Annotated in this window: 4 protein-coding genes; 2 read left to right on the top strand and 2 right to left on the bottom strand. The window is 74.7% G+C overall.

The annotated features are described in order from the left end of the window. Positions 1 to 94 precede the first annotated feature (94 nt). Positions 95 to 1,057 carry a methylmalonyl Co-A mutase-associated GTPase MeaB gene (gene meaB, locus L1885_RS23000; RefSeq protein WP_235799081.1) on the bottom strand — a complete coding sequence of 321 codons (963 nt, stop codon included), beginning with the start codon at positions 1,055 to 1,057 and terminating at the stop codon, positions 95 to 97. A 124-nt stretch (positions 1,058 to 1,181) separates the two neighbouring features. Further along, positions 1,182 to 2,381 carry an acetyl-CoA C-acetyltransferase gene (locus tag L1885_RS22995; protein ID WP_235799080.1) on the bottom strand — a complete coding sequence of 400 codons (1,200 nt, stop codon included), beginning with the start codon at positions 2,379 to 2,381 and terminating at the stop codon, positions 1,182 to 1,184. Between the two features lie 190 nt (positions 2,382 to 2,571). Here L1885_RS22995 and mce point away from each other — a divergent pair, with 190 nt between their 5' ends. Further along, positions 2,572 to 3,000 carry a methylmalonyl-CoA epimerase gene (gene mce, locus L1885_RS22990; RefSeq protein ID WP_235799079.1) on the top strand — a complete coding sequence of 143 codons (429 nt, stop codon included), beginning with the start codon at positions 2,572 to 2,574 and terminating at the stop codon, positions 2,998 to 3,000. A 161-nt stretch (positions 3,001 to 3,161) separates the two neighbouring features. Further along, on the top strand, positions 3,162 to 5,253 hold a 2,092-nt coding region (gene scy, locus L1885_RS22985), incomplete at its 3' end, for a polarized growth protein Scy (protein ID WP_308117380.1).

The raw sequence follows: 5,253 nt of genomic DNA, 5'->3' as shown, positions 1-5,253 counted from the left end.
TCCGCGACACGGCAGCGGGCCGGGGGCCGTCGCGCCCCGCGTGCCGGAGGTCCGGCGGCGGGCCGGGCCCGCGGTGCCCGGGCCGCCGGGCGCGTCAGGAACCGTTGCCCGTGACGCCCGCGATCAGTTCGTCGGCCGCCGCGTACGGGTCCAGATCGCCTGCGACCACCCGGCCGGCCAGCGCCTCCAGGCGGGCGTCGCCGCGCAGGTCCGCGATGCGCTCGCGCAGCGCCGTGACGGCGATGGTCTCCACCTCGCGAGCGGCCCTGCGCGTCCTGCGCGCGGACAGCGCGCCGTGCTCCTCCATCCAGGCGCGGTGCTTCTCCAGCGCCTCGACGACCTCGTCCGTGCCCTCGCCGCGGGCCGCGACCGTCTTGACGATCGGGGGCCGCCAGTCGCCCGCGGCGCGGGACTCGCCGAGGCCGAGCATGTGGTTCAGCTCGCGCGCGGTGGCGTCGGCGCCCTCCCGGTCGGCCTTGTTGACCACGTAGACGTCGCCGATCTCCAGGATTCCGGCCTTGGCCGCCTGGATGCCGTCGCCCATGCCCGGCGCGAGCAGCACCACCGAGGTGTCGGCCTGCGAGGCGATCTCCACCTCGGACTGGCCGACGCCGACCGTCTCGACCAGGATCACGTCGCAGCCGGCGGCGTCCAGCACGCGGATCGCCTGCGGCGCCGCCCACGCGAGGCCGCCGAGATGGCCCCGCGTGGCCATCGATCGGATGTAGACGCCGGGGTCCGAGGCGTGCTGCGACATCCGCACCCGGTCGCCGAGCAGCGCTCCGCCGGAGAAGGGGGACGACGGGTCGACCGCGAGCACCCCGACCCGCCGGCCCGCCTTGCGGTACGCGGTCACCAGCGCGGACGTCGACGTCGACTTGCCGACGCCGGGCGAGCCCGTCAGCCCCACCACGTACGCCCCGCCGGTCAGTGGCGCCAGCGCCGCCATGACCTCGCGCAGCTGCGGTGACGCCCCTTCGACGAGGGAGATCAGCCGCGCCACGGCGCGCGGCCTGCCCTCCCGTGCCCGGGCGACGAGTTCGGAGACGTCCACCACAGCCCTGATCCTCCCGTGCGCCGGCCGGCCCCGGCCGGCGGCTCCTGTCGTGTCGGCTGGTCAGCCGTCCTGCCTGCTGGTCCCCTCGCGGCGTCCCGCTGCCGGGGCGCCCGAGCGGCCCAGGTCAGCGGGCCACGCGCACGATCAGCGCGTCGCCCTGGCCGCCACCGCCGCACAGCGCGGCCGCCCCGATCCCGCCGCCGCGCCGCTTGAGCTCCAGCGCGAGATGCAGCACGAGCCGCGCCCCGGACATCCCGATCGGGTGGCCGAGGGCGATCGCGCCGCCGTTCACGTTCACCAGGTCGGGGGAAACTCCCAGGTCCTTCATGGACTGTACGGCCACGGCCGCGAAGGCCTCGTTGATCTCGATGAGGTCGAGGTCGGCGACGGCGAGGCCCTCCTTGCCCAGGGCGTGCTCGATCGCGTGGGACGGCTGGGACTGGAGGGAGTTGTCCGGGCCGGCGACATTGCCGTGGGCGCCGATCTCCGCCAGCCATTCGAGGCCGAGCTCCTCCGCCTTGGCCCGGCTCATCACGACGACGGCCGCGGCCCCGTCGGAGATCTGCGAGGAGGTGCCCGCGGTGATCGTGCCGTCGGCGGAGAAGGCGGGGCGCAGCCGGGCGAGGCCCTCGGCGGTGGTGTCGGGGCGGATGCCCTCGTCGGCCGCGAACAGGATCGGGTCGCCCTTGCGCTGCGGGACCTCGACCGGGACGATCTCCGCCTCGAAGACGCCGTTCTTCTGGGCAGCGGCGGCCCGCTGGTGGGAGCGCGCGCCGAACTCGTCCTGCGGGGCCCGCTCGATGCCCAGGCGCGTGTTGTGCTTCTCCGTCGAGGCGCCCATGGCGATGTCCTCGTAGGCGTCGGTCAGGCCGTCGTGCGCCATCGAGTCGAGGACCTCGAGCGAGCCGTACTTGTAGCCCTCGCGGGACTTCGGCAGGAGGTGCGGCGCGTTCGTCATGGACTCCTGGCCGCCCGCCACGACGATGTCGAACTCGCCGGCGCGGATCATCTGGTCGGCCATCGCGATCGCGTCGAGGCCGGAGAGGCAGACCTTGTTGATCGTCAGCGCGGGGACCGTCATCGGGATGCCGGCCTTGACCGCGGCCTGGCGGGCGGGGAGCTGGCCCGCGCCGGCCTGGAGCACCTGGCCCATGATCACGTATTCCACCTGGTCGGGGCCGACGCCCGCGCGCTCCAGGGCGGCCTTGATGGCGAAGCCGCCGAGGTCGGCGCCGGAGAACGACTTCAGGGAGCCGAGGAGGCGCCCCATGGGCGTGCGCGCGCCCGCGACGATCACTGACGTGGTGGTGTGCGAAGCGGACATGAGCGGGACCCCTTTGCATGCGACGGTGCGTGCGGCGCCCGGGCGGGCGGGCCGCCCCGGTCTCGACGGGTGCACGCCGTGAACGACGGTTAACTTCCAATGTACCGGCGGGTACGGACATCGGTCACCGGCCGGTCCGTGTGACGGCGCGCACGTTGCGTGACGGTCCGCTCCGCGCTGGACTGGTCGCATGCTGACGCGTATCGATCACATCGGAATCGCCTGTCACGACCTTGACACAACTGTCGAGTTCTACCGGTCGACCTACGGCTTCGAGGTCTGCCACACCGAGGTCAACGAGGAGCAGGGCGTGCGCGAGGCCATGCTCCGCGTCAACGGCACGTCGGACGGCGGCTCCACGTACCTGCAGCTGCTCGAACCGGTGCGGGAGGACTCCGCCGTCGGCAAGTGGCTGGCCAAGAACGGGGAGGGCGTGCACCACATCGCCTTCGGCACCGGGGACGTCGACGGCGACTCCGAGGCGATCAGGGGCAAGGGCGTCCGCGTCCTCTACGACGAGCCCCGGACGGGCACGATGGGCTCACGTATCACCTTTCTTCACCCCAAGGACTGCCACGGAGTCCTCACGGAACTGGTCACCTCCGCCACGGAGCACTGACCCCGGGCATCGCGGGCCCGGTAGAGTGGGCCGCTCCGGGCCGGGGCCGGGCCGGGGCGGCGCCCCCACCGATGATCTGACACCATTCCCCCGGGGGGCCGTTCACCCAGAACGGCACTCGCTCAGCAGAGTTGCGACCAGGGGACGGATGGGACCGCGCAGTGCGGGGCTACGAACGCCAGGAGAGCCACCGGGCTGACGACCAGCTCTCGCGGATCGAAGCCGAGATGGACCGGCTCAGGACCGCGCGGGAGAAGGCCGTCCAGCACGCCGAGGACCTCGGTTACCAGGTCGAGGTCTTGCGCGCCAAGCTCCACGAGGCGCGCCGCAACCTCGCCATGCGGCCCTCCTCGTACGACGGCGCCGATCTGGGCTACCAGGCGGAGCAGATGCTCCGCAATGCCCAGATGCAGGCCGACCAGCTGCGTTCGGACGCCGAGCGCGAGCTGCGGGAGGCGCGCGCCCAGACGCAGCGCATCCTCCAGGAGCACGCCGAGCACCAGTCGCGCCTCCAGGCCGAGCTGCACGCGGAGGCAGTGCAGCGCCGCCAGCGCCTCGACCAGGAACTCGCGGAGCGCCGGCAGACCGTCGAGTCCCACGTCAACGAGAACGTCGCGTGGGCGGAGCAGTTGCGGGCCCGCACCGAGTCGCAGGCCCGCCGGCTCATGGAGGAGTCCCGAGCCGAGGCCGAGCGCTCGCTGTCCGCGGCCCGCACCGAGGCGGCGCGGGTGGCCGAGGAGGCCCGCCAGCGCCTCACGTCCGAGGCGGAGACCGCGCGCGGCGAGGCCGAGGCGCTGCTGCTGCGGGCCCGCAGGGACGCGGAGCGGCTGCTGAACGCGGCCTCCAACCAGGCCCAGGAGGCCACGAGCCACGCCGAGCAGCTGCGGACGACCTCGGCGGCCGAGTCCGACCAGGCGCGCCAGCAGGCCGCGGAGCTGAGCCGGGCCGCCGAGCAGCGGATGCAGGAGGCCGAGGAGCGGCTGCGCGAGGCCCGCGCGGAGGCCGACAAGGTCGTCGCGGAGGCCAAGGAGACCGCGGTCAAGCGCCTCGCGGGCGCCGAGTCGCAGAACGAGCAGCGCACCCGCACCGCGAAGGCCGAGATCGCCCGCCTCGTCGGTGAGGCGACGGAGCAGGCCGAGGCGGCCAAGGCGGACGCCGAGCAGGTGCTCGCGGACGCCCGCGCCGAAGCCGAGAAGCTCGTCGCGGAGGCCGCCGAGAAGGCGCGCTCCGCCGCCGCCGAGGACACCGCCGCACAGCTCGCCAAGGCCGCGCGGACGGCCGACGAGGTGCTGACGAAGGCCTCCGGGGACGCCCAGGACACGCGGCGCAAGGCCGGCGAGGAGGCCGAGCGCGTACGGCGCGAGGCCGAGGCCGAGGCGGACCGGCTGCGCGAGGAGGCCGCGGAGCAGGCCGACCAGCTCAAGGGCGCCGCGAAGGACGACACCAAGGAGTACCGCGCCAAGACCGTCGAACTCCAGGAGGAGGCGCGGCGGCTGCGCGGCGAGGCCGAGGCGCTGCGCTCCGAGGCCGTCGCCGAGGGCGAGCAGATCCGCGGCGAGGCACGCCGCGAGGCGGTCCAGCAGATCGAGGAGGCCGCCAAGTCGGCCGAGGAGCTGCTGACGAAGGCCCGCGCGGACGCCGACGAGATGCGCTCGGGGGCCACCGCCGAGAGCGAGCGGGTGCGCACCGAGGCCATCGAACGGGCCACGGCGCTGCGCCGCCAGGCCGAGGAGACGCTGGAGCGCACCCGCACCGAGGCCGAACGGCTGCGCGCCGAGGGCGAGGAGCAGGCGGAGGCGGCGAAGGCGGCCGCCGAGGAGGCTGCCGCCCGGCTGCGCGAGGAGACCGAACGGGGCATCGAGGCCCGCAAGTCGGAGGCGGCGGCCGAGCTGACGCGCCTTCAGACCGAGGCGGCGCAGCGCGTGGACGCCGCCGATGAGGCGCTCACCGAGGCGCGCGCGGAGAGCGAGCGCCTGCGCCACGAGGCCGCCGAGGAGACCGAGCGGCTGCGCACGGAGAACGCGGAGCGCATCCGCTCGCTGCGCGAGCAGGCCGAGGCGGAGGCCGAGCGGCTGCGCACGGAGGCCGCGGGCGACGCGTCCGCGTACCGCGCCGAGGCCGAGAACACGGCCGTACGGCTGCGGACCGAGGCCGCGACGGAGGCCGAGCGCCTCAAGACGGAGGCGCAGGAGAGCGCGGACCGCATCCGGCGCGAGGCGGCGGCCGCCGCCGAGCGGGTCGGGGCCGAGGCCG

This window comes from Streptomyces fuscigenes (assembly GCF_021556455.1).
GTDB lineage: Bacteria > Actinomycetota > Actinomycetes > Streptomycetales > Streptomycetaceae > Streptomyces > Streptomyces fuscigenes.
The sequence above is the reverse complement of the archived record's forward strand: the minus strand, read 5'-3'. Positions and strand labels throughout refer to the sequence as shown.